Consider the following 19,109-nt stretch of genomic DNA (forward strand, 5'->3'; position numbering starts at 1 on the left):
ATTATTACATAATCTGCTATTCGGCTTAAGAAGTTGAATATAAAATTGCAATAAAGCAATATTCAATGATTTAAGGCTTGTATCTTTTTTAAGTACGGTGATTTTATTTTTTTTAAAAAAGGTATTACTTTTCCTTTTAGTTCAGGTATCATAATTGCAATATCTGCTAAAAGAGATTCTGTATAAATATAAACACAAATTTCCTCTAATATTATAAATTTTTTTATAAACGGTAATATAATATCAAAATCTATTTTTTTAAATCTGATTATTATATAACTGAGTCCCTGAAAAGCAGTTTTATGTATTTGTTCACTTTCTTTTTTTTAAGAAAATACAGGCAAACATCTAATACTTCTCTATAATTTAAAGAATTTTGACAAAAGCTTAAAATAAACTCTTTTTTTTTCTTCTTCATTATTTAAGGAGTACATTAGTGTTTTATCTGTGTATATTTTTAAAATTTTTCCGGTAAAAAAATCAATTCCATTTTTAAAATATTCTAAATAAATTTCTCTCTTTAATTTTATTACACTATAAGTAATCTGCTCTAAGGTATCTTTAGTTTCATATAATATTCTTTCACTTTTACTATTTAAATTATTAAACAAGATAGGTAATATTAATTTTTCTTTAATCTTTTTAAATCTATAAGCTAAGATTCCTAAAGCTTGAAGTGCCGCAGCTTGTATTAATTCTTCAGGATTTTTTAAATTTTTAATAATGCAATCCATGGCTTCTTCATAATCTTCATAATGTCCTACATTTATTATATAATAAAAAGATTTTGTCCATTCAGGAAGATTAATCACATCAGGTTGTTTTTTAAACTCTTCTTCGTTAACTATCATATACTAATGTCCTTATTTTATAATTTTACCATTATATTTTAATAACCATTCTTTATGTTTTTCAGGTAATCTAGCTTGAATCAATTTTTCAAAACTTTTTATTGTTTCTAAGTTAGTAGGTACCTTTTATCATTATTAGTATTTTAAGTTATTTTTCTGGATACCGTGAAGGGATCACGGTATGACACGAATGCGTTTTTCTATACATTATTAGTGTATCAGGTTTTACCCGTCTATCAACAAAATAGGGCTATAATTTTATTTAGAAAATGGTGCCAATGTGGGGATTTGAACCCCAGACCTACGCATTACGAATGCGCCGCTCTACCAGCTGAGCTACATCGGCTGAAATATAGTTATGTTATTTGGGATATGTCATTCCTGTGAGGTATTGTTGCGTGGACTGGTTTTCCGTCATTGCGAGAAGAATTACGTAGTAACTCGACGAAGCAATCCAGCAAAAAATTCTGTAAATCAGAATTTTTTTAATTATTTTTTGGATTGCCACGTCGCTTCGCTCCTCGCAATGACGATTTGGCATCCATGCAACAACGCAGACAAGTCACGAGGTGACAATGAAGCATTTTTATAAATGCGTTGAAAATCTTAAATGGAAATGCTGCGTATCGTCATATTTCTTCTTCTTAACCGGGAAACCCCAATCCATTCTGATCGGTGCAAAACGTGTTACCCAAATAAAGCCGAAACCAACGGAAGCTCTAAGCGATTTATCGTTATAAAAACCGTTTGGAGTTTGATATTGTTTCTTATTTAGACCTACTCCCCATACGCTTCCTAAATCCATAAAGACTGCACCGGTTAAATTAAATTCCTCAGGTACAGGTGTTGGGAAATTAAGCTCTGTTGAGAATGTGTAATATCGCTCACCGCCAAGTCCTTCATTAGTGACCTTTTCGCGAGGTCCTACACCACCGCTTGCAAAGCCTCTTAAACTATAATCACCTAAATTAAAGCGATCGGAAATTCTAATAATTTTTCCTCCAAGCCCTGCAATATCACCACCGGAAGTAGATAATTTTAAAGTAAGCTTGTTATGTATGAAAGATTTATAATATTTACCGTCAACTTCATGTTTTATATATTTGTTATCACCTCCAACGCCGGCAAATTCTTGTGTGCCGCTTACTAAATAACCGTTCTTTGGAACAATTTTGTTATCAGTTTGATCATAAGTAATAGTATGTCCTATAGCAGAAGTAATAAATCTTCCCATCTGCTCATTTAAGAATATTGAGCTTGATGGACTCGGTGCACTTAAAATATCACGTTTAATTAAATAATCTATTTCGTGACCTAAATCCTCTTTAATTTCATAACCAAGAGAAGTTTTAACCCCTATAGAGTGTAACTTATAGCTTTGATCGGTTGTATTTAATACACTGGCACCGCGTCCGGTATAGTTTCTAAAAGCATTTACGCCAAGTGATAAATCACGATCTAAAAAGTGCGGTTCGGTAATACCGCCGTAATAGCTTGTACTGTTTTTACTTACTTGTACACCGGCATTAAGTAGTTTACCGGTACCGACTAAATTACGCTCTAAGAAAGAGAAACGCCCGAATAAACCGCCAGCAGTATTATATCCTAAATCAAAACCTATAGAGGAAGTAGATTTTTCATCAACTTCAACGTTAACATCATATTTATCTTTAGCTTTAGTCGGAGCTAAGCTAATTGCTACTTTCTCAAAATAATCTAAATTTCTAAGGTTACGCTCACCTTTTTCAATATATGAACGGTTAATTATGTCACCTTCTTCTGTTTTAAATTCTCTTCTTATAACATGGTCTTCGGTTTTAAGGTTATTAATAATATTAATTTTATTAATATAAACCTTATCAGCTTTCTCAATAATAAATTTAATATCTGCAGTATGATTAGCATTTTTCATTATATCTGGATAAACATTTACTGCAGGGTAACCGTTCGCTGTAAAATATTCTCCGATTTTTTCAGCTATATCATCAACCTTTTTCATATTGAAAACCTTGCCTTGCTTAATATTAACAATTTTATTAAGCGGTGTTATATCTGTATTAGTTAATTTATTGTCTATTGTAATATTACCGAAGCTATATTTTTCTCCCTCTTCAATGGAATAGGTAAGGGTGAAATATTCTTTAGTATTATTGAGTTCTGCCGATGCCGAAATTACTCTAAAATCTGCAAAACCTACAGATTGATAAAACTCTCTCAGTAATTCTTTATCATATTCCACTCTATCAGGATCGTAAGTATCGTTACTTTCTAAAAAACGAAACCAACGAGATTCTTTAGTTAAAACAATAGATTTAAGTTCTGAATCACTATAATTTTCATTACCGCTAAAATAAATATATTTAATACCGGTTTTTGGTCCTTCTGCTATATCAAAAATAACCTTAACTCTGTTGTTTTCTAAATTCTCGATTTTAGGTGTTACCGTGGTAGCAAAACGTCCGCTACGTTTATAAATTTCTAATATTTTCTTTACGTCTAATTCAATTTTAGCTTGGCTAAGAGATTCGCCAGACATTGTATAAATTTCTTTAGCGAGCATATTAGTTTTGATTTTAGAATTACCGCTAAATACTACGCTACTTATAAAAGGCGTTTCAGTAACGTTGACTATTAAATTACCCTCATTTGTTATATGTATATTTATATTTCTAAAAAGTGAGGTGGCATATAAACGTTTTATTGCTTCATCTTCTTTAGAATTATTATAGGTTTCTCCTACCTTAAGCTTTAAATAGCTCTCAATAGTAGAACGCTCAACCCTATGGTTACCTTCGATAGTTATTTTACGAATTACAGAGTCAGCTAATGAAATATGATAATAAAAAATCGTTAATAATAAAATTGTTAACTTACTAATTGATCTGATTTTCACCTAAAACCTTCTTTAAGATTTAATTTAAATTTCTAATGTTTAAATACGATGTCATACCGTGGCTTGACCACGGTATCCAAAAAAACAATACTAATAATCTTGATATTTCTAACTGGATACCGTGGTCAAGCCACGGTATGACAGGTGCATTTAAACGTAATTAATGTACTCCACTATAGTAGATAATATAAACGAGAGCAAGCAAATCTATAATTTAGGAAAATAAATTTTGTATATCGTTAGAAACAGAGATTATAATAAGAAAAATTATTATTGCCGCTCCTAATTGTAATAAAATATTTTTAGTTTTAGGATTCGGTAATCTACCGGTAATTGCTTCATAGAGTATAAATATCAAATGTCCGCCGTCAAGTACCGGTATAGGTAGTAAGTTAAGTAACCCTAAATTAACGGAAAGCATTGCTATAAATAATAGATACATTTGGGTTCCGCCAGCTATAGATTTTCCTGACTCTTTAGCAATAGCTACCGGTCCTCCTATCTCATCGAATGACCGTTTTCTTACAATCATTTGCGATATTGCTTTTAGAGTTAAAGCAGACATGTCTATAGTAGTATTAATAGCTTCCCAAAATCCTCCTAAAATTCCTATTTTAGTATGAATAGGTTCATTTTTAGCTATAATACCGATGCGAAGAGTTTTCTTAACTTTCTTTTCTTCGGGAGGCGATATAATTATTTCTTGAGGCATTATATTAACGATAAATTCCTCATTTTTTCTTTCTATAGTTAAAGTAGAAGAGCTAAAGCCGTTAATTAATATCTCTCTCTGCACGTCCCCGAAATCTTTAACAGATTTATCGTTAACCTTAACAATTTTATCTCCTTCTCTTAAGTCTGCTCTCTCTGCCGGTGATGAAGCTACTACATCACCTATTATAGGAGGAATCTCTGTTTTTCCAAAGTAACAATAAAAACCTGCAAATATTATTACGGCAAGTAAATAATTAATTAACGGACCTGCCGCAACTATTAAAAAACGTTCTAAACAAGATTTAGCATAAAAAGCTACTTTTTCGTTAACTTCTTTAGTCTTATCCATAAGGCTGCGATCATAGCCGTAAATCTTGACATAACCGCCAAGCGGTATAAGACAAATCTTCCACCTAACTCCTCTTGTATCGGTAATGCCTATTAGTTCTTTACCGAAACCTATCGAGAATTCTTCAACTTTTACATTAAAATATCTAGCAATACAATAATGCCCAAATTCATGGATAAATACCAAGATACTAATGGTTATAATAAACCCGATTATAGATAGCATAAATTATACTCGTTTAATTTGAAAAATTGGCGGCGTTACTTTTCGCTTATAATCCTCACGTAGTATATCTACGCTGCGGTTATAAGCTTCAAAGTGCTTTGCTCTTTTCCAAATTAAACTTCGTCTATGCATTTTCATATTTTTTATAAGTTTACTAATAAATTATTTTAAGGTATAAATTGCAAGGTTATAGATATCATTTCGTTGTTGTGAGTGATATTGTTGCAGGAATCCCTTTCCACGTCATTGCGAGGAAATTACGAAGTAATTGACGAAGCAATCTCAAGATATTTGACGAGATTGCCACGCAGCCTACGGCTGCTCGCAATGATGGTAAAACTGATGCACGCAAGTAATACTTACTCGCAATGACGAAAATTAAATTTCTTTTCTTTATGAGTTCAAATAAAATTAATAAAAAGTCGATTGCACGTATTGCAGTAGTGCAAGCTATTTATCAAAACATATTGCAAAATAACGACGATATGGATGATATCATGCAAAATGTACTTTCTTTTTATCAAAATAATAATTCTATAACAGATTTACCTGAGAATTTAAAAATATCATTAAGTATAAGTCATTTTAAAATGCTGGTAAAGTCAGTATTTGAAAATATTAATAAACTAGACGAAATTATCGACAATCATTTAACAAATGATAAAGATCCTGCACATATGCCGATCTTACTCCGAGCTTTATTGCGGGTTAGTATATGTGAGCTATTATTTTGTCCTACTACTCCTGCTAAAGTAGTAATCAACGAATATACGGACATAGCAAATGATATGTTAAATGAACACGAGATTGGTTTTGTGAATTCAATATTAGACAAAATAGCTCAAGAAAATAATAAAATTTCATGACAAATAATTTAAGCGGTTATAGAAATAAATTCGTTAGAGTTAAGACTTCTAAAAAACGTACCGTCTCTTCTAGTAATTGGCTTAGACGCCAATTAAACGATCCGTATGTTGCAAAAGCACGTATAGAAGGCTTTAGGTCGAGAGCTGCATATAAACTACTTGAAATCCATGAAAAATTTAAACTTTTTAATCCTAACATGAAAATTGTTGATCTAGGAGCAGCTCCTGGGGGGTGGAGTCAAGTAGCTTCCAAGCTTATTAAAGCTTCGGATAATAGCCTAAATAATAAAATAATCTCTATCGATTTATTAGAAATCGAACCTATTGCCGGAGTTGAGTTTTTTCAAAAAGACTTTTTTGAAAAAAATACGGAAGAATTAATTATTCAAGCTTTAGACGGTAAAGCTGATATAGTAATGAGTGATATGGCATCAAATACCATAGGTCATAAGGCTACAGACCATATAAGAACCTTACTTTTATGTGAGCAAGCTTTTGAATTTGCTTTAAAAGTATTAAAACCCTCCGGTCATTTTATTGCTAAAATTTTTCGTGGCGGTGCAGAAAATGAATTATTAAATAAAGTGAAGTGTGAATTTAGAACGGTGAAACATTTTAAACCTTCATCCAGCCGCAGCGAATCTACGGAAATCTATTTAGTTGCTCTAAATAAGAAATAATAGACTTCTTTCATAACTTGCTTCTAAGGGTAATTTGTGTGTCGATCCGGTACTCGCATCCTCACGTACTAAAGTGTACGCTGCGGTGCTGCGTTCCGTGTCTCCTACAAATTCCTCCTTATTAGCGAGCGTTTGAAAGAAGTCTAATCAATATGAAAGGCGAAAGGTGGTTTCCGCCTTTAACATAACTAGAGGACATAGATGATAACCACTTATATCTCCTGTTGTTTTGACTTCCTGAGCGTATTCTTGACTGCAGCTTTGAAAATTATTATACATCCCAACTAAATTAGCTCCGGTTTCAGTTTCAACTATTTGATTATATAAATTATTTTTTAAATTTAGAGTATTTTTAGCATATTTTTGTGTTCCTGCTTCCCAATCATCTACGGTTAAAGTAATATTCTGTTTCAAATCAAAAAAATTAACAAGTCCATGTTTACTGATTCCGGCTATTATTTCCTCAAAGCCTTCGACTATTCCATTAATTCCTAGATATTTTGTAGCTTTTTGTTTGGCAAAATTATATAAATATGATGCCCATTCTTCTGATTGTGATAGTTCTGTTTTTTTTACCAGGAAGTACCATTGTTGTTTTTCCCAAATGCTTATTAGTAATATTAATAAGATTATGTTTTGCATTATATATCTTAGAATGGGTAGCTAGCTCTTCTATTGGAGTTGTTACTTTTCTGGTAAATAAATTTTTTTTCTATGCCTCTTTCAATTATCGGTTTTGAGCCAGGGCTGTCAAAAGTTGTAGATTTATTAAAATGTAGGTTACGAGAATGTATTTCTACTAAGGTTAAATCTGAATTTATTGCTACAAGTGTTTATTGCTACAAGTGAATGACCGCTAGTATTAAAACTATATTCCGTGGCTTTACTTAAGCCGCCTAATTTGTTAATTACTTCATTAACAAAATCCTGAAGCGGAGTTAGTTTAGTAGGTAAATAGTGAAGAGCGATAAGCAAGTCGTCTAGTAAATCATATATATTGAATTTTGTACCGGCACTAGCAATATGAACTTCTTTAGTTTCTTTATTTATAAATGCAACAGCTTTATAACCATATTTAGCAGTGTTGACATAATCACATGAAGCAGTTAGTATTTCCCAGCCGCTATCTGTTAATTGTTCATTGACCTTTGATGCTTCTAGATTATAAATATTTAAATCATCTGTTTTATATGCAAGGTCTAACCCTATCTATATAAGCAAGCTTTTTAGTGCTAATATGTTTAGAATTTTTGTACTTAGACAATATCTACCTCTTTTTTAACTTGTGACCATATTTTATGGTAATTTGAAATAAAAGTCAACTAATTAGTTAATGTTTGTTAAGATGTAGAATATGAATTTGTTTTAAAATATTCTGTAAGACACAGTAGATTAAAAATTTATAGAGTGGCTTAAAGTAAAAAACCACCAACTATTTATCAATAATTGATGGTAATTTAGATTGTAATTAAAGTATAAAAATTTACTTTCCTATTAGAGATACTTCTACCCATTTGTCTTCAATATCTTTTGATTCTAAGTTAGGTGCTTCTATTACTTCCGGAGCTGTATTTGAAATAGTATCAATAGTGTTTTTACAAGTTTCTACTATGTCTGAAATAATATTAGCCCCACTGCGTGCTAGTCTAACAATACCAAAAACAACATACTCTAACATATCATTGATATTAAATTATTATTTATATTGCCTATTTGTTCAACTTCCATAGCACAAGATTGTTGCAAATCATTATATGCCCAATGGAACACATCTACTCCAACTATACTAGTATATTCATCATCAGTAATTCTAGTGGTATCTAGTAAATATACGTCCTTGCCGCTAGATGGAATAGCTTTAAGTTTTTGAGTATCTTCGTTATTTTCTAATATTTGTTCTTTCCAATCGGCTATAGGTAAAACAGCATGATCTTTTAAATCAGCAAAATTCTTTAGCTTATGATTATTTAATCCTTCAACCATTTTATTAATACCTAGATATTCTGCAGCTTTGTAAGCGGCAGCCCCAACCATATTATATAAATATGTTCCCCATCCTTCTGCTTTTGATGATTCTGATTTCTCGATATTATTTACTTTCGGTAAAACTAAGTTTATTTTACCGGCATGACTATTTATAGTATTAATAACATTAGGTTTTGCATTATATATCTCGGAATGTTTAGCTAACTCTTCTAGCGGAGTTATTACTTTTCCGGTAAATAAATCCTGATTTATAGCGTATTTAATTACTTCTTGTGAACCTGGGCTGTCAAAGGTTACGGATTTATTAAAATTTAAATTACGAGAATGTAATTCTACGCCGGTTAAATCCGCAACTATTGCTCCAAGTGAATGACCGCTAGTCTCAAAAATATATTCTGCAGCTTTCTCAATACCGCCTATTTTTTCAATTACTTCATCAACAAATTTTTGAGCCGTTTTTAGTTTATTAGGAGCATAACGGAGAATGATAAGTGCATCATCCCATACGTCATTCATATCTGCTTTTGTGCCGGCACTAGCAATATGAACGACTTTAGTTTCCTTATTTATAAATGCAACAGCTTTATAACCATATTGAGCTGTATTTGCATTATCACAAGAAGCAGCAAGTATTTCAAATCCACTACCTACTAAATGAGTACCACCTGTCGTTAATGCTTCTGCAAGGTATCGACTTGTATAATCTGTCTTATACGCAAGATTTACTCCTAAATGGGCAAATTCCTTATAATTTATAGCATTTGTAGGAATTTCTGCTTTACTCACAAATTCAACCTTTTTCATAATTCAACCTTTTTATATTTAAATTACCATAAAATACGGTTTTATTAACAAATGTCAAGCATTAATATTATAATGTTTCTTAATAACCTCTTTAGCTCTCTTTTCAAAAGCTACAATCATTTTTTCGGTTGCTTTGGTAAAATAAGTACCAATTAATTTATCCAGTATTACGGATTTCATTTTAAAATCAATAAAAAATTTTAATTCAGTTCCTGCCGTGCATGGAACAAATTGCCAAGTACTTTTTAAATATTCAAAAGGTCCTGAAATAGCTACCGTATTAATCAAATATATTCCATCATCTGTTATTTCGCTTGTAACTCGTGAGTTATATTTTTCTGAAAAGCCTTTTAACTGAATTACTAACTCAGCAATGATCTCATATTTATCTTCTGAAATAACTCTAGAAGCAGAACACCAAGGCAAGAATTTAGGATAAGATTTTACGTCCCAGACCAAATCAAACAATTCTTGCGGTTTATAGGGTAAAATTTTTGTTTGCTGGAAAAAAGCCATCAGAAGTCAGTTACTTTACCTTTATGCTGCCAATCACCGTATCTTGTCGGTTCTAAGCCTTTAACGCCGCCGATTTCTTTTTCTTTTGGTACAGCGTCATTCACAAAGCTTGATACAGGCGAATTTTTTGAGTTAAGTCCGTACTCACGTTATTGTACGCTCCGTAGACTTACTCTTAAATTCATCCTGTCTGAAGCTTTGTGAATTTAGCTGTAAATTTTCTTCTTCTGATATATTATTATCTTTTTTATCGTCCATAATTAATACTCCTGCGAAATGAAGAGTTGGGATACGAAGATCAACTTGGAAAAGAGCAAGGAGTCTGTAAGCCGAGGAGCGGAGCGTACAAAAGTACGTGAGCATCCGAGGTCTTACAAAGACGACGCAGCCAATTTTTCAAGTTCATCGAGTATATATGAAATTTAATCGTATCTATATTAATAGTCATTTAGCTGAAAATAGCAAGATAGAATTAGCAGGTGATCATGTTCATTATGTTAAAACGGTGCTACGTCTTAAAGTAAATGATAGTGTGCGTATCTTTAACGGTACGGATGGAGAATTTTTAGCACAAATTACCGATATAGGTAAGCATAACCTATCGGTTAGGCTTAAAGAACAGTTAAAAAAGCCGTATACAGAATCTGCGTTAACTCTTGCTGCTGCTATAATAAAGCAAGATAAATTAATGCTTGCAATAAATATGGCTACGCAACTCGGTATAACTAAAATTATTCCGTTAATTACTAGGCGGTGTCAATTTAGAACGATAAATATCGAACGTTTAACGAAATGTGTTATTGAGACAACAGAGCAATCAGAACGTCTTACTCCCCCGATAATTGAAAAAGCTATCACAATACAAGATTACCTTAAAGAGAATAATAATTTGATGTTATATGCTAATGAACATGAAAAAGAAGAAAATTCTATATTACGCATTTTATCATCACTTAGTAATAGTGATATAACTATTATTATAGGACCGGAGGGAAGCTTTACTAATGATGAGCTGGAACTTCTTGCCTCATATAAGAATACAAAATCTGTAAGTTTAGGAAGTAATATATTACGTGCTGAAACAGCAGCAATAACTGCTATAGCACAAGTGAAGCTGTTAGGTCTTCATTGCGAGTAGGTATTGCCCGTGTGAATACCTGAGCCGTCATTGCGAGGAGATGCGTAGCATCGACGTGGCAATCTCAGGAATTTGGCACGAGATTGCTTCGTCGAATTACTACGTAATTCTTCTCGCAATGACGAGAAAATTGATCCACGCAATAATGTCCGCTTGCAATGACAAAAAGATAGAGTTACTTCGCCTTTTCTATTCCGGGTTTACAAAATAGCTTACCTAAACAAAGGAAAGAATATACACCACAAAAGCCTATAATTATATAAAGTATTGTAACAATAATTGGAAATGAGCCAAATAAAAGTGTGACTAAATTAAAATTAAATAATCCGACTAAGCCCCAATTTATAGCACCTATAGAAGATAATAAATGTATAGTAGTAATAAGCGGATTATTAGAAGTATTTATTAACATATTTTGACCTCATATTCATTAAACGTAAAATAATCATTTCTCATTTTGAGCTATATGTCTACTAAATTTTATAATTCTATAATTTATTAATCCTTCTTAAAAGTTTGATATATTACAGGTATAACAAAAATTGTAAATATAGTACCGATGCTTAATCCTCCAACTATTACAAAGCCTATAGAATTACGAGCAGCAGCACCGGCTCCATCTGCAAATACTAGAGGTAAAGCTCCGACTACAGCAGCAAGGGTAGTCATAAGAATTGGACGCAAGCGAAGTTTTGAGGATTCTATTATAGCTTCTTGAACCTTTACTCCTTTTTCTCTTAGCTGATTAGCAAATTCTACTATCATAATAGAATTCTTAGTAATTAATCCAATTAAGGTAATAAGTCCGATATTACTATACATATTAAGGCTATTACCAGCAAGCCAGAGAGCAAGTACACCGCCGGTTATTGAGAAAGGTACGGCGAGTAATATTAATAAAGGGTCAGTAAAGCTTTCAAATTGAGCTGCAAGCACTAAATAGATAAATACAAGAGCAAATACAAATGTTATAAGCATATTACTGTCTGCCTCTCTCATTTGTTTAATTTCGCCGATATATTCAATTATAGTATTACTAGGGTCAAGTAACTTAGCGGCTATTTTATTGATTTCATTAATTGCATCATTAATTTTCCCGTCAGGAGCAAGATCGGAAGAAATAGTAACGGATTTTGAATTATTATAATGACTATATGATTTTACTGATATTTTTTCCGTAATATTAGCTATCGATTCAAGCGGTAACATATTATTATTTTTTGCTCTGATTAAAATTTTACTAAAATCGCTAATATCTTTTCGATCTTTTTGATTAAATTGCAATATAACGTCATATAAATCATTACCCATTCTAAAATCCCCAATTTGTTGACCTGCAAGTAAATATTGTACCGTTTTGCCTATATTTGCCAAATCTATTCCGTATAAATAAGCCTTATCACGGTTGACTTCTATACTTATAGTTGGCATTGCCGATTGTAAATTTCTATTGACGTTTAAGAAAATAGGATTTGTTTTCATTATATCAATAAATTGTTGTGATATTTTATCTAAATCATCATATTCAAGATTCGTTTGAATAGTAAACTCGATAGGGCTACTTGCATTCCCGCTAACCATCGAACGTGGATCCATAGCGAAAATCGACATGCCCGGTATTTCGGAAAACTGCTTATTTAACATATTCTTAATAATTTCTTGAGAACGAGAACGCTCACCCCAATCTTTTAATGGAATGAATCCAAAAACATTATCGCTACCGCCTGCACCTATTACCATCAGATAACCTAATATATCTTTATAATTAGCAAGGATTTTTTCGGCTTCTTTCACTACTTTAGTAGAAGATTCTAAACTAGAACCTTCAGGTCCTTTAAGAGAAACTTGTAAAAATCCGTCATCTTCTTGGGGTACGAAAATTTTTTGAGTAAATTTAAAACTAATAATCAGCACTATAAAAGATGATGCAATAATGATGACAAATTTCTTTTTATTGTCAAAAGTTAGCTTTAGATAGTAAATATATTTATTTTGAATAAATTGTAGAATGTCGTTAAACTTTACTAAGAATTTCGGTAAGTCCGTATTATGTTTTGTAACCATACGACTTGACATCATAGGAGTTAAAGTTAAAGCAACAAATCCTGAGAACAAAACGCAAAATGCTAAAGTCCAAGCAAATTCAATAAATAATTTCCCGATAAAACCCTCTATAAAACCGACGGGTAAAAATACGGCAGCAAGCGTAATAGTCATAGCAATGATTGCAAAGCCGATTTCTTTAGAAGCAAGTAAAGCTGCTTCCATGGGTTTATGCCCCATTTCATTATATCTAAAAATGTTTTCAAGCATAACTATCGCATCATCGACGACTAAACCTATAGCAAGTATCATAGCAAGGAGCGTAAATATATTAATAGAAAATCCAAAAGCATACATTACGCTAAAAGTACCGATCAATGATACCGGAATCGTCACAAACGGAATTAAGGTAATTTTAGCAGAAGCAAGAAATAAATAAGTGACTAAAACTACTAATATTAAAGCTTCAAAAATTGTTTGAAATACCGCATAAATTGATGCTTTTACAGGTGTTGCTCCATCATATGCGATACCCATGCTTATTCCTTTGGGCATGGATTCTTTAATTCTTTCTAGCTCTTTAGTTACTTCATTTGATAAATCTATGACATTAGCTTTTGATTCTTTTATAAGACCAAGAGCAATGGAGCTTTTGCCGTTATATCTGAAAATTATGTCCTCATCGGGAGAAGTTAAAGATATTTTCGCTATATCTCGTAATTTTGTGATACCTCCGTTTTGTACTTTTAGAATAATATTACCGAATTCTTCCGGTGTAGATAAAGAACCTTCAAGAGTGACTATAAAATTATTACTTTTTGTTTTAATCGTACCTGCGGGATAATCTTTATTTTGCTCTTTTATTGCAGATTCAATCTCCAATAAAGAAATTTTATGTTGATATAATTTTTTGGAGTCAGGTTCTATTCTCATTATATATTTCCGACCGCCGTAAATTTGTGACTGTCCTACACTTTCAAGTTTATCTAAAGGTGTTTGTAGATTATCTTCGACGATCTTTGTTAATTCTAAATCGCTATATTGATCACTTTCAACACTTATGAAGAGGCTTGGGAAACTATCGGCATCAAGTTTTGCAACTGATGGTGCTTTCATATCTTGCGGGAACATATAAGTGATATCCGATATTTTAGAACGAACATCGTTTAATGCTACTTCAATATCGGTAGATAGTAAAAATGATAAAGTAATACTACTTTCGCCTGTAGAACTTTGAGAAGTTATATAATCTAAATTTTTAACCGTCTTTAAAGCTTTTTCTATACGCGTCGTTATTTCTTTTTCCATATATAAAGCATCGGCACCTGCATAATGAGCTTCGACATTTATAATGGGAACTGAAATATCCGGAGTTCCTCTAATTTGTAGTTTGGTAAAAAAAATTGCTCCAAGAGCTACGATAACCAAACTCAAAACTGTAGCAAAGACAGGGCGTTTAATACAAATTTCAGACAATAACATTAGATTTAATATATTTTTCTTTAAAAATTTTATTCTAAATTAATATGAATAGCGAATTATTACATAAATCTGCTATTCGGTTAGAAATATTCTATATAAAAGGTGAAAGATGGTTTCCAACTTATTATATAAATTAAGTATATATTGTTTTTTATTAAAAAACTTATAATTTTTTATAAAGTAGAAAATTAGCTTTTGTAATTTACTATTGACAATAAATTAAGGTTTTAATGATAAATTTTCACTTTAATTACTTGATTAAGATAGTTTTAACAGTATAACTGATGTAAAATGGCTACATTTTTCTATAAATTAATATAATAACGTATATATTTTAAACTTTGTAAATAACTGGCATTTGCAGTATGTGGGTAGTTTGTTATAATTAACTCACATAAAAAAATATATTGATGTATATTATTGCCAGTTGTATATATTGTTTTATAAAAAAACATCAATACATATTAACCCATTAAAGGAGAGTTGATTTTATTATGAGTACACATAACAAAAAAGAACCAAAAAAAATGAATAAAACCGAATTTATAGCATTTATGACCGACCATGGTCATAATCATAAACATGCTTCACATAAAACATTAACAAAAGCTGATGCTGAGAAAGCACTTAATTTAGTTCTTGATAGTGTGATTAGTGCTATAAAGAGCCACCATAATATTAATATAACAGGTTTTGGTTCATTTGAAATACATTATAGAAAAGCACGTGAGGGCCGTAACCCAAAAACCGGAGCAAAAATGAAAATAGATGCTTACAATCAACCTACTTTTAGAGCTGGAAGAAAAATGAAAGAAGCTTGTAATTAAAAGAAGTAACTTATTACAGTACTGATAATTTCCAAACCCCGTTACAAGCTTGCGGGGTGACACTAGAAAAACCGGCTCATGCAACAATGCTCTGCAAAAGCCGGAATGATATAGAACAATTCTTAAGTACAATTCATAACGATATTACAACCATTGATAATTGAACGCCTAGAGTTTAACTTAAAACATAATAAGCTATATAATAGTTGGCTTATCGAAGCCGAAAATATAGAGCAAGCTTTAAAAGATTTAGAAGATTTTATATATAGTAAGCTTTTTAAGAATAGCATTCCTCTTGAAAACAATCCTGATTATCATTTCATTGCTAGGGAAACTTCAACTACATCTAATGCTAAAAATATTTCTATTGAACAAATAAGAAAATTACAAGATTTCTTAAGTAAAACTTCTGCAATTTCAGGTTATAAAGTTGCCGTAATTTATGCGGCTGATCTTATGAATTTAAATGCGGCGAATTCATGCTTAAAAATTCTTGAAGATGCACCAAAGAATAGTTACATTTTTTTAATTACTTCAAGAGCTGCAAGTATTATATCTACAATTAGATCAAGATGTTTTAAAATTAATGCTAGCTCATCTCAACCTCATTCTATAAATGAACTATATCTTCAATTTATTCAGCCGATAGCAAATAATGAAACGTTAGATTTTATTAATCGCTTTACTACTAAAGACCGAGAATTATGGCTAGATTTTATTGATAATTTATTATTATTATTGAATAGAATTCTTAAAAAATCCGCTAACGTCAATATTGAGCTTCTAGATTTAGAAAATAAGATTTTTGATAAACTGCCAAATAAGCATCCTTCCTATTTACTACAAAAATTTACCGATATAAAAAAGTTAATATATAATACCGTTGATTATGATTTAGATTTAAAAACAAGTTATATATTAGTGGTGAATGAGTTTTTTACAGGGTAAAATTTTTTCAAAATGTCTTTCATACAAAAACTAAAAAAATATTTTTATACAAAATTTAATAAAGAATATAAGGCTTTATATGAGCAAGCTAATGAATTTCATAAAAGTGGCAATTATAAAGAGGCGATAAGACTTTATGATAAGATGATTAGTTTGTATCCTAATGAAAATGAACCGTATCTAGGTAAAGGATCAATACTAAGTATGTGGGGAAAAAGCAGGAAGCCATTCAAATCTATAAAAAACTTATAATGCTTAATCCTAATTGTGCAAAAGCATATGAAAGTATAGGAAATATCTTAAATGATGAATTTCTTGAAGAATATGAAGAAGCAATAAGTTTTTATGATAAAGCAATAGCACTTGAGCCTAAAAATATTCAAGTATATTGGGCAAAAGCTGAGGCCTTAAATGCTCTTGACGACAAACAAGAAGAATTAGTCAAAGTTGTTGATAAAGCGGTTAAGCTTGATAGAAAAAAACAATATTTAGATGGTGATATTTTATTTGAGATAGGGAAATATGACCTTGCTATATTGGCTTTTAGTAATAGCATTAAGAAATATCCTTTTCTGATTCTTATAATGCTGATTTTTATTATAAAATAAGCTCAGTATTACTTAAAATACGTAAATATAATGAAGCATTAGATAATATAAACAAAGCTATAGAGTTAAAACCAAATAAGTATTGGTATTACTATGCTTGTCAAGCGGATAGTTTAAAAGAATTAAGAAGATTTGAAGAAGCATTAACAGCATGTGATAAAGCAATTGAATTAGGAGGTGCTTATTTATATCATCAAAAAGCGATTATACTAGATGAAATAGGTAAATATGATGAAGCTATAATATGCTTAAATAAAGGAATTATGCAATATCCTTCATACGACCTAGAAATATATGTACAATTAAAAGCTAAAATTTTATGTAAGCTTAATAAATATGATGAAGCTTTAGAAATTTTAAGGAATAACAAAAATTTTGATACTCCTTACTCAGAGATTTTAACAGAAGATCTAATTTATATATTAGAAAAAGCTGAAAAATATGAAGAATTACTTACAGAGTATGACCGATTAATAACAAATTATCCTTATAATGCAAAACTTTACGATATGAAAGGTATAGTGTTTGAAAAACTTGGGCGTCTTGATGAAGCAGCAGAATGCTACAATAAAATGATTGACATTAAACAATGGATAAAAAGTTTAAAGCAGTAAATTGCTTAAAATGTTTTTAAGATGCCTATCATTAAAAAATTACTTAAAATGCCTTATTAATAAATTCCTTCAACTTCTTCAAATTAGTATCACTTTTCTAAATTGTAGCTCAAAAAACCATAAAATATATTGTTGCTAAAACATATTGAGCAAAATATATTAGAACTTTATAAATTAAATTATTTGCATGTTTAAAACTTTAACACAAAATTTAACGAAGATTTTTGATAAGCTAGTTAGCTCAGGCATTTTGACGGAAGCTCAAATAGATGCTGCTATGCGGGATATAAGAGTAGCTCTTTTAGAGTCGGATGTTGCATTACCGGTGATAAAAGATTTTATAGCGGAAGTTAAACAAAAGGCACTCGGGCAGGAGGTTATTAAATCCGTTTCACCGGGGCAGATGATAATTAAAATTATTCATGAAGAGATGATAAATCTCTTAGCTTCAAGTGAAAGTGAGATAAAGCTAAATTTAAATTCAAAGCCGCCGGTAAATTTCCTAATGGTAGGGCTGCAAGGGAGCGGTAAAACTACGGCGAGTAGTAAGCTTGCTTTACGACTTAAAAATCAAAATAAAAAAGTTTTACTTGTTTCTTTGGATACTTACAGACCGGCCGCACAAGAGCAACTTGCTATACTTGCAAACTCAGTACAGATTAATTCATTACCTATTGTGCAAGGTGAGAAACCTCTTGATATTGTCAAAAGAGCTATTGCCGAGGCTAAAATTTCTGCTTATGACGTCGTAATTTATGATACGGCAGGTCGTACACAAATTGATAAAGAGATGATGGAGGAAGCTCTTGCAATAAAAAAGATAGTGGAGCCTACGGAAACTTTGTTAGTAGTTGATAGTATGACAGGGCAGGATGCAGTAGTTACGGCAAGTAGTTTTAATGAAAAGTTAGAGATTTCAGGATTAATTTTATCTAGAATTGATGGTGATTCCAAGGGCGGTGCAGCACTCAGTGTAAAATATATTACTAAAAAGCCGATTAAATTTTTAAGTAGTGGTGAAAAACTAACTGATTTAGAAGAATTCGATGCTGAACGTTTAGCTTCTCGAATACTTGATATGGGCGATATTATCTCTTTTGTTGAAAAAGCAGCTAGTATTGTTGATAGAGAAGAAGCCGAAAAAACGGAAGCTAAATTAAAAAAGGGTAAGTTTGATCTAAATGATTATCTTCAGCAAATGAGAAGCATAAAAAAAATGGGAGGTTTTGGTAGTATACTTAGCATGTTACCGGGTAGCGGTAAAATTATGGATCAAATAGATCAATCAAAATTAAATAGTAAAATAATTGAACATCAAGAAGCAATTATTTTATCTATGACGCTGAAAGAACGTAAGAATCCAGACATCATTAATGCTTCTCGTAGAAAACGTATAGCTGCTGGAGCAGGGACTACGGTACAAAAGGTAAATATTTTGCTAAAGCAATATAAGCAAATAAGCGAGATGATGAAAAAAGCAAGTAAAATGAATCCTAAAAATCTATTACGTAGCGGAATTGGAAAATTATTTTCGTAAAACGGCATTATTGTATGGATACCCGCAC

General features: G+C 31.3%; 22 protein-coding genes, 1 tRNA gene and 4 pseudogenes. 13 read left to right on the forward strand and 14 right to left on the reverse strand.

Annotated features, from left to right (window positions below; genetic code table 11):
- Positions 1–359: 359 nt before the first annotated feature.
- Together BN1174_RS11775 and BN1174_RS04995 are read right to left on the reverse strand one after the other, a co-directional pair.
- Positions 360–851, reverse strand: coding sequence for a hypothetical protein (locus BN1174_RS11775; RefSeq protein ID WP_231555805.1), 492 nt, complete (start codon positions 849–851; stop codon positions 360–362).
- A gap of 270 nt (positions 852–1,121) precedes the next feature.
- Positions 1,122–1,197, reverse strand: a tRNA-Thr gene (locus BN1174_RS04995).
- A gap of 48 nt (positions 1,198–1,245) precedes the next feature.
- Between BN1174_RS04995 and BN1174_RS09995 the strand changes: the two genes are divergently transcribed.
- Complete coding sequence (locus BN1174_RS09995) at positions 1,246–1,443, forward strand: hypothetical protein (protein WP_156138494.1); 198 nt, start codon at positions 1,246–1,248, stop codon at positions 1,441–1,443.
- On the opposite strand, the gene bamA is transcribed toward BN1174_RS09995, so the two are convergent.
- The gene (bamA, locus tag BN1174_RS05000) at positions 1,438–3,744 is read right to left on the reverse strand and encodes an outer membrane protein assembly factor BamA (RefSeq protein WP_040257015.1); all 2,307 of its coding nucleotides are present in this window, start codon (positions 3,742–3,744) and stop codon (positions 1,438–1,440) included. The two genes, BN1174_RS09995 and bamA, sit on opposite strands and share 6 nt — an antisense overlap.
- A gap of 35 nt (positions 3,745–3,779) precedes the next feature.
- On the opposite strand from bamA, the gene BN1174_RS13295 reads away from it, so the two are divergent.
- Positions 3,780–3,908, forward strand: coding sequence for a hypothetical protein (locus tag BN1174_RS13295; RefSeq protein WP_266263274.1), 129 nt, complete (start codon positions 3,780–3,782; stop codon positions 3,906–3,908).
- Between the two features lie 50 nt (positions 3,909–3,958).
- On the opposite strand, the gene rseP is transcribed toward BN1174_RS13295, so the two are convergent.
- Complete coding sequence (gene rseP / locus BN1174_RS05005) at positions 3,959–5,032, reverse strand: RIP metalloprotease RseP (RefSeq protein WP_040257017.1); 1,074 nt, start codon at positions 5,030–5,032, stop codon at positions 3,959–3,961.
- A gap of 246 nt (positions 5,033–5,278) precedes the next feature.
- Here rseP and BN1174_RS12320 point away from each other — a divergent pair, with 246 nt between their 5' ends.
- From BN1174_RS12320 to BN1174_RS05015, 3 genes are read left to right on the forward strand one after another with little or no spacing between them, the layout of a single operon-like run.
- Positions 5,279–5,404: a hypothetical protein gene (locus BN1174_RS12320; RefSeq protein ID WP_269378972.1), complete on the forward strand. Its 126-nt coding sequence runs from the start codon at positions 5,279–5,281 to the stop codon at positions 5,402–5,404.
- 23 nt (positions 5,405–5,427) lie between these two features.
- Positions 5,428–5,898: a transcription antitermination factor NusB gene (gene nusB / locus BN1174_RS05010; RefSeq protein WP_040257019.1), complete on the forward strand. Its 471-nt coding sequence runs from the start codon at positions 5,428–5,430 to the stop codon at positions 5,896–5,898.
- Entirely contained in the window at positions 5,895–6,578 is a 684-nt protein-coding gene (locus tag BN1174_RS05015) for an RlmE family RNA methyltransferase (protein WP_040257021.1), read from the forward strand. Before nusB ends, BN1174_RS05015 begins: the two co-directional genes overlap by 4 nt.
- On the opposite strand, the pseudogene BN1174_RS08920 reads toward BN1174_RS05015, so the two are convergent.
- The 7 genes and pseudogenes from BN1174_RS08920 to BN1174_RS13305 all read right to left on the reverse strand — a co-directional run.
- A pseudogene (locus BN1174_RS08920) lies at positions 6,573–6,722 on the reverse strand (palindromic element RPE1 domain-containing protein); the annotation flags it as partial. The gene BN1174_RS05015 and the pseudogene BN1174_RS08920 sit on opposite strands and share 6 nt — an antisense overlap.
- 3 nt (positions 6,723–6,725) lie before the next feature.
- Positions 6,726–7,842, reverse strand: a pseudogene (locus tag BN1174_RS05020) (hypothetical protein).
- Between the two features lie 219 nt (positions 7,843–8,061).
- Positions 8,062–8,256 (reverse strand): RP165 family protein, encoded by a 195-nt coding sequence (locus tag BN1174_RS05025; RefSeq protein WP_040257023.1) that lies wholly within the window; start codon positions 8,254–8,256, stop codon positions 8,062–8,064.
- Positions 8,250–9,368: a secreted effector lipase Rlip gene (locus tag BN1174_RS05030; protein WP_040257025.1), complete on the reverse strand. Its 1,119-nt coding sequence runs from the start codon at positions 9,366–9,368 to the stop codon at positions 8,250–8,252. Before BN1174_RS05030 ends, BN1174_RS05025 begins: the two co-directional genes overlap by 7 nt.
- A gap of 54 nt (positions 9,369–9,422) precedes the next feature.
- Positions 9,423–9,884 carry a type II toxin-antitoxin system RatA family toxin gene (locus BN1174_RS05035; protein ID WP_040257027.1) on the reverse strand — a complete coding sequence of 154 codons (462 nt, stop codon included), beginning with the start codon at positions 9,882–9,884 and terminating at the stop codon, positions 9,423–9,425.
- Positions 9,884–9,976: pseudogene (locus BN1174_RS13300) on the reverse strand (DUF1674 domain-containing protein); the annotation flags it as partial. The gene BN1174_RS05035 and the pseudogene BN1174_RS13300, both read right to left, overlap by 1 nt.
- Before the next feature lie 52 nt (positions 9,977–10,028).
- Positions 10,029–10,142 carry a palindromic element RPE3 domain-containing protein gene (locus BN1174_RS13305; RefSeq protein WP_231555806.1) on the reverse strand — a complete coding sequence of 38 codons (114 nt, stop codon included), beginning with the start codon at positions 10,140–10,142 and terminating at the stop codon, positions 10,029–10,031.
- A 157-nt stretch (positions 10,143–10,299) separates the two neighbouring features.
- Here BN1174_RS13305 and BN1174_RS05040 point away from each other — a divergent pair, with 157 nt between their 5' ends.
- Entirely contained in the window at positions 10,300–11,022 is a 723-nt protein-coding gene (locus BN1174_RS05040; protein ID WP_040257029.1) for a 16S rRNA (uracil(1498)-N(3))-methyltransferase, read from the forward strand.
- Here BN1174_RS05040 and BN1174_RS10005 read toward each other — a convergent pair.
- The 3 genes from BN1174_RS10005 to BN1174_RS05050 all read right to left on the reverse strand — a co-directional run bounded on the left by BN1174_RS10005 (position 11,010) and on the right by BN1174_RS05050 (position 14,547).
- Positions 11,010–11,165 (reverse strand): hypothetical protein, encoded by a 156-nt coding sequence (locus tag BN1174_RS10005; RefSeq protein ID WP_156138495.1) that lies wholly within the window; start codon positions 11,163–11,165, stop codon positions 11,010–11,012. The two genes, BN1174_RS05040 and BN1174_RS10005, sit on opposite strands and share 13 nt — an antisense overlap.
- 32 nt (positions 11,166–11,197) lie before the next feature.
- A complete protein-coding gene (locus BN1174_RS05045) occupies positions 11,198–11,434 on the reverse strand; it encodes a DUF378 domain-containing protein (protein WP_040257031.1) in 237 nt (78 codons plus the stop codon).
- 86 nt (positions 11,435–11,520) lie between these two features.
- Complete coding sequence (locus tag BN1174_RS05050) at positions 11,521–14,547, reverse strand: efflux RND transporter permease subunit (protein ID WP_040257033.1); 3,027 nt, start codon at positions 14,545–14,547, stop codon at positions 11,521–11,523.
- Positions 14,548–15,041: 494 nt separating this feature from the next.
- On the opposite strand from BN1174_RS05050, the gene BN1174_RS05055 reads away from it, so the two are divergent.
- The 7 genes and pseudogenes from BN1174_RS05055 to ffh all read left to right on the forward strand — a co-directional run bounded on the left by BN1174_RS05055 (position 15,042) and on the right by ffh (position 19,081).
- The gene (locus tag BN1174_RS05055) at positions 15,042–15,374 is read left to right on the forward strand and encodes an HU family DNA-binding protein (RefSeq protein ID WP_040257035.1); all 333 of its coding nucleotides are present in this window, start codon (positions 15,042–15,044) and stop codon (positions 15,372–15,374) included.
- 153 nt (positions 15,375–15,527) lie between these two features.
- The gene (locus tag BN1174_RS05060; protein ID WP_040257036.1) at positions 15,528–16,322 is read left to right on the forward strand and encodes a DNA polymerase III subunit delta'; all 795 of its coding nucleotides are present in this window, start codon (positions 15,528–15,530) and stop codon (positions 16,320–16,322) included.
- A gap of 12 nt (positions 16,323–16,334) precedes the next feature.
- On the forward strand, positions 16,335–16,574 hold the full coding sequence (locus BN1174_RS05065; protein ID WP_040257038.1) for a tetratricopeptide repeat protein: 240 nt from the start codon (positions 16,335–16,337) through the stop codon (positions 16,572–16,574).
- Positions 16,574–16,930, forward strand: coding sequence for a hypothetical protein (locus BN1174_RS05070; protein WP_040257040.1), 357 nt, complete (start codon positions 16,574–16,576; stop codon positions 16,928–16,930). The genes BN1174_RS05065 and BN1174_RS05070 overlap by 1 nt, the downstream gene beginning before the upstream one ends.
- 17 nt (positions 16,931–16,947) lie before the next feature.
- Positions 16,948–17,193 (forward strand): annotated as a pseudogene (locus BN1174_RS13105) (tetratricopeptide repeat protein); the annotation flags it as partial.
- Positions 17,194–17,544: a hypothetical protein gene (locus BN1174_RS05075; protein ID WP_040257042.1), complete on the forward strand. Its 351-nt coding sequence runs from the start codon at positions 17,194–17,196 to the stop codon at positions 17,542–17,544.
- A 187-nt stretch (positions 17,545–17,731) separates the two neighbouring features.
- Positions 17,732–19,081 (forward strand): signal recognition particle protein, encoded by a 1,350-nt coding sequence (ffh, locus tag BN1174_RS05080; protein WP_040257044.1) that lies wholly within the window; start codon positions 17,732–17,734, stop codon positions 19,079–19,081.
- Positions 19,082–19,109: the final 28 nt, after the last annotated feature.

The sequence above is a fragment of the Rickettsia hoogstraalii genome (genome assembly GCF_000825685.1).
GTDB lineage: Bacteria > Pseudomonadota > Alphaproteobacteria > Rickettsiales > Rickettsiaceae > Rickettsia > Rickettsia hoogstraalii.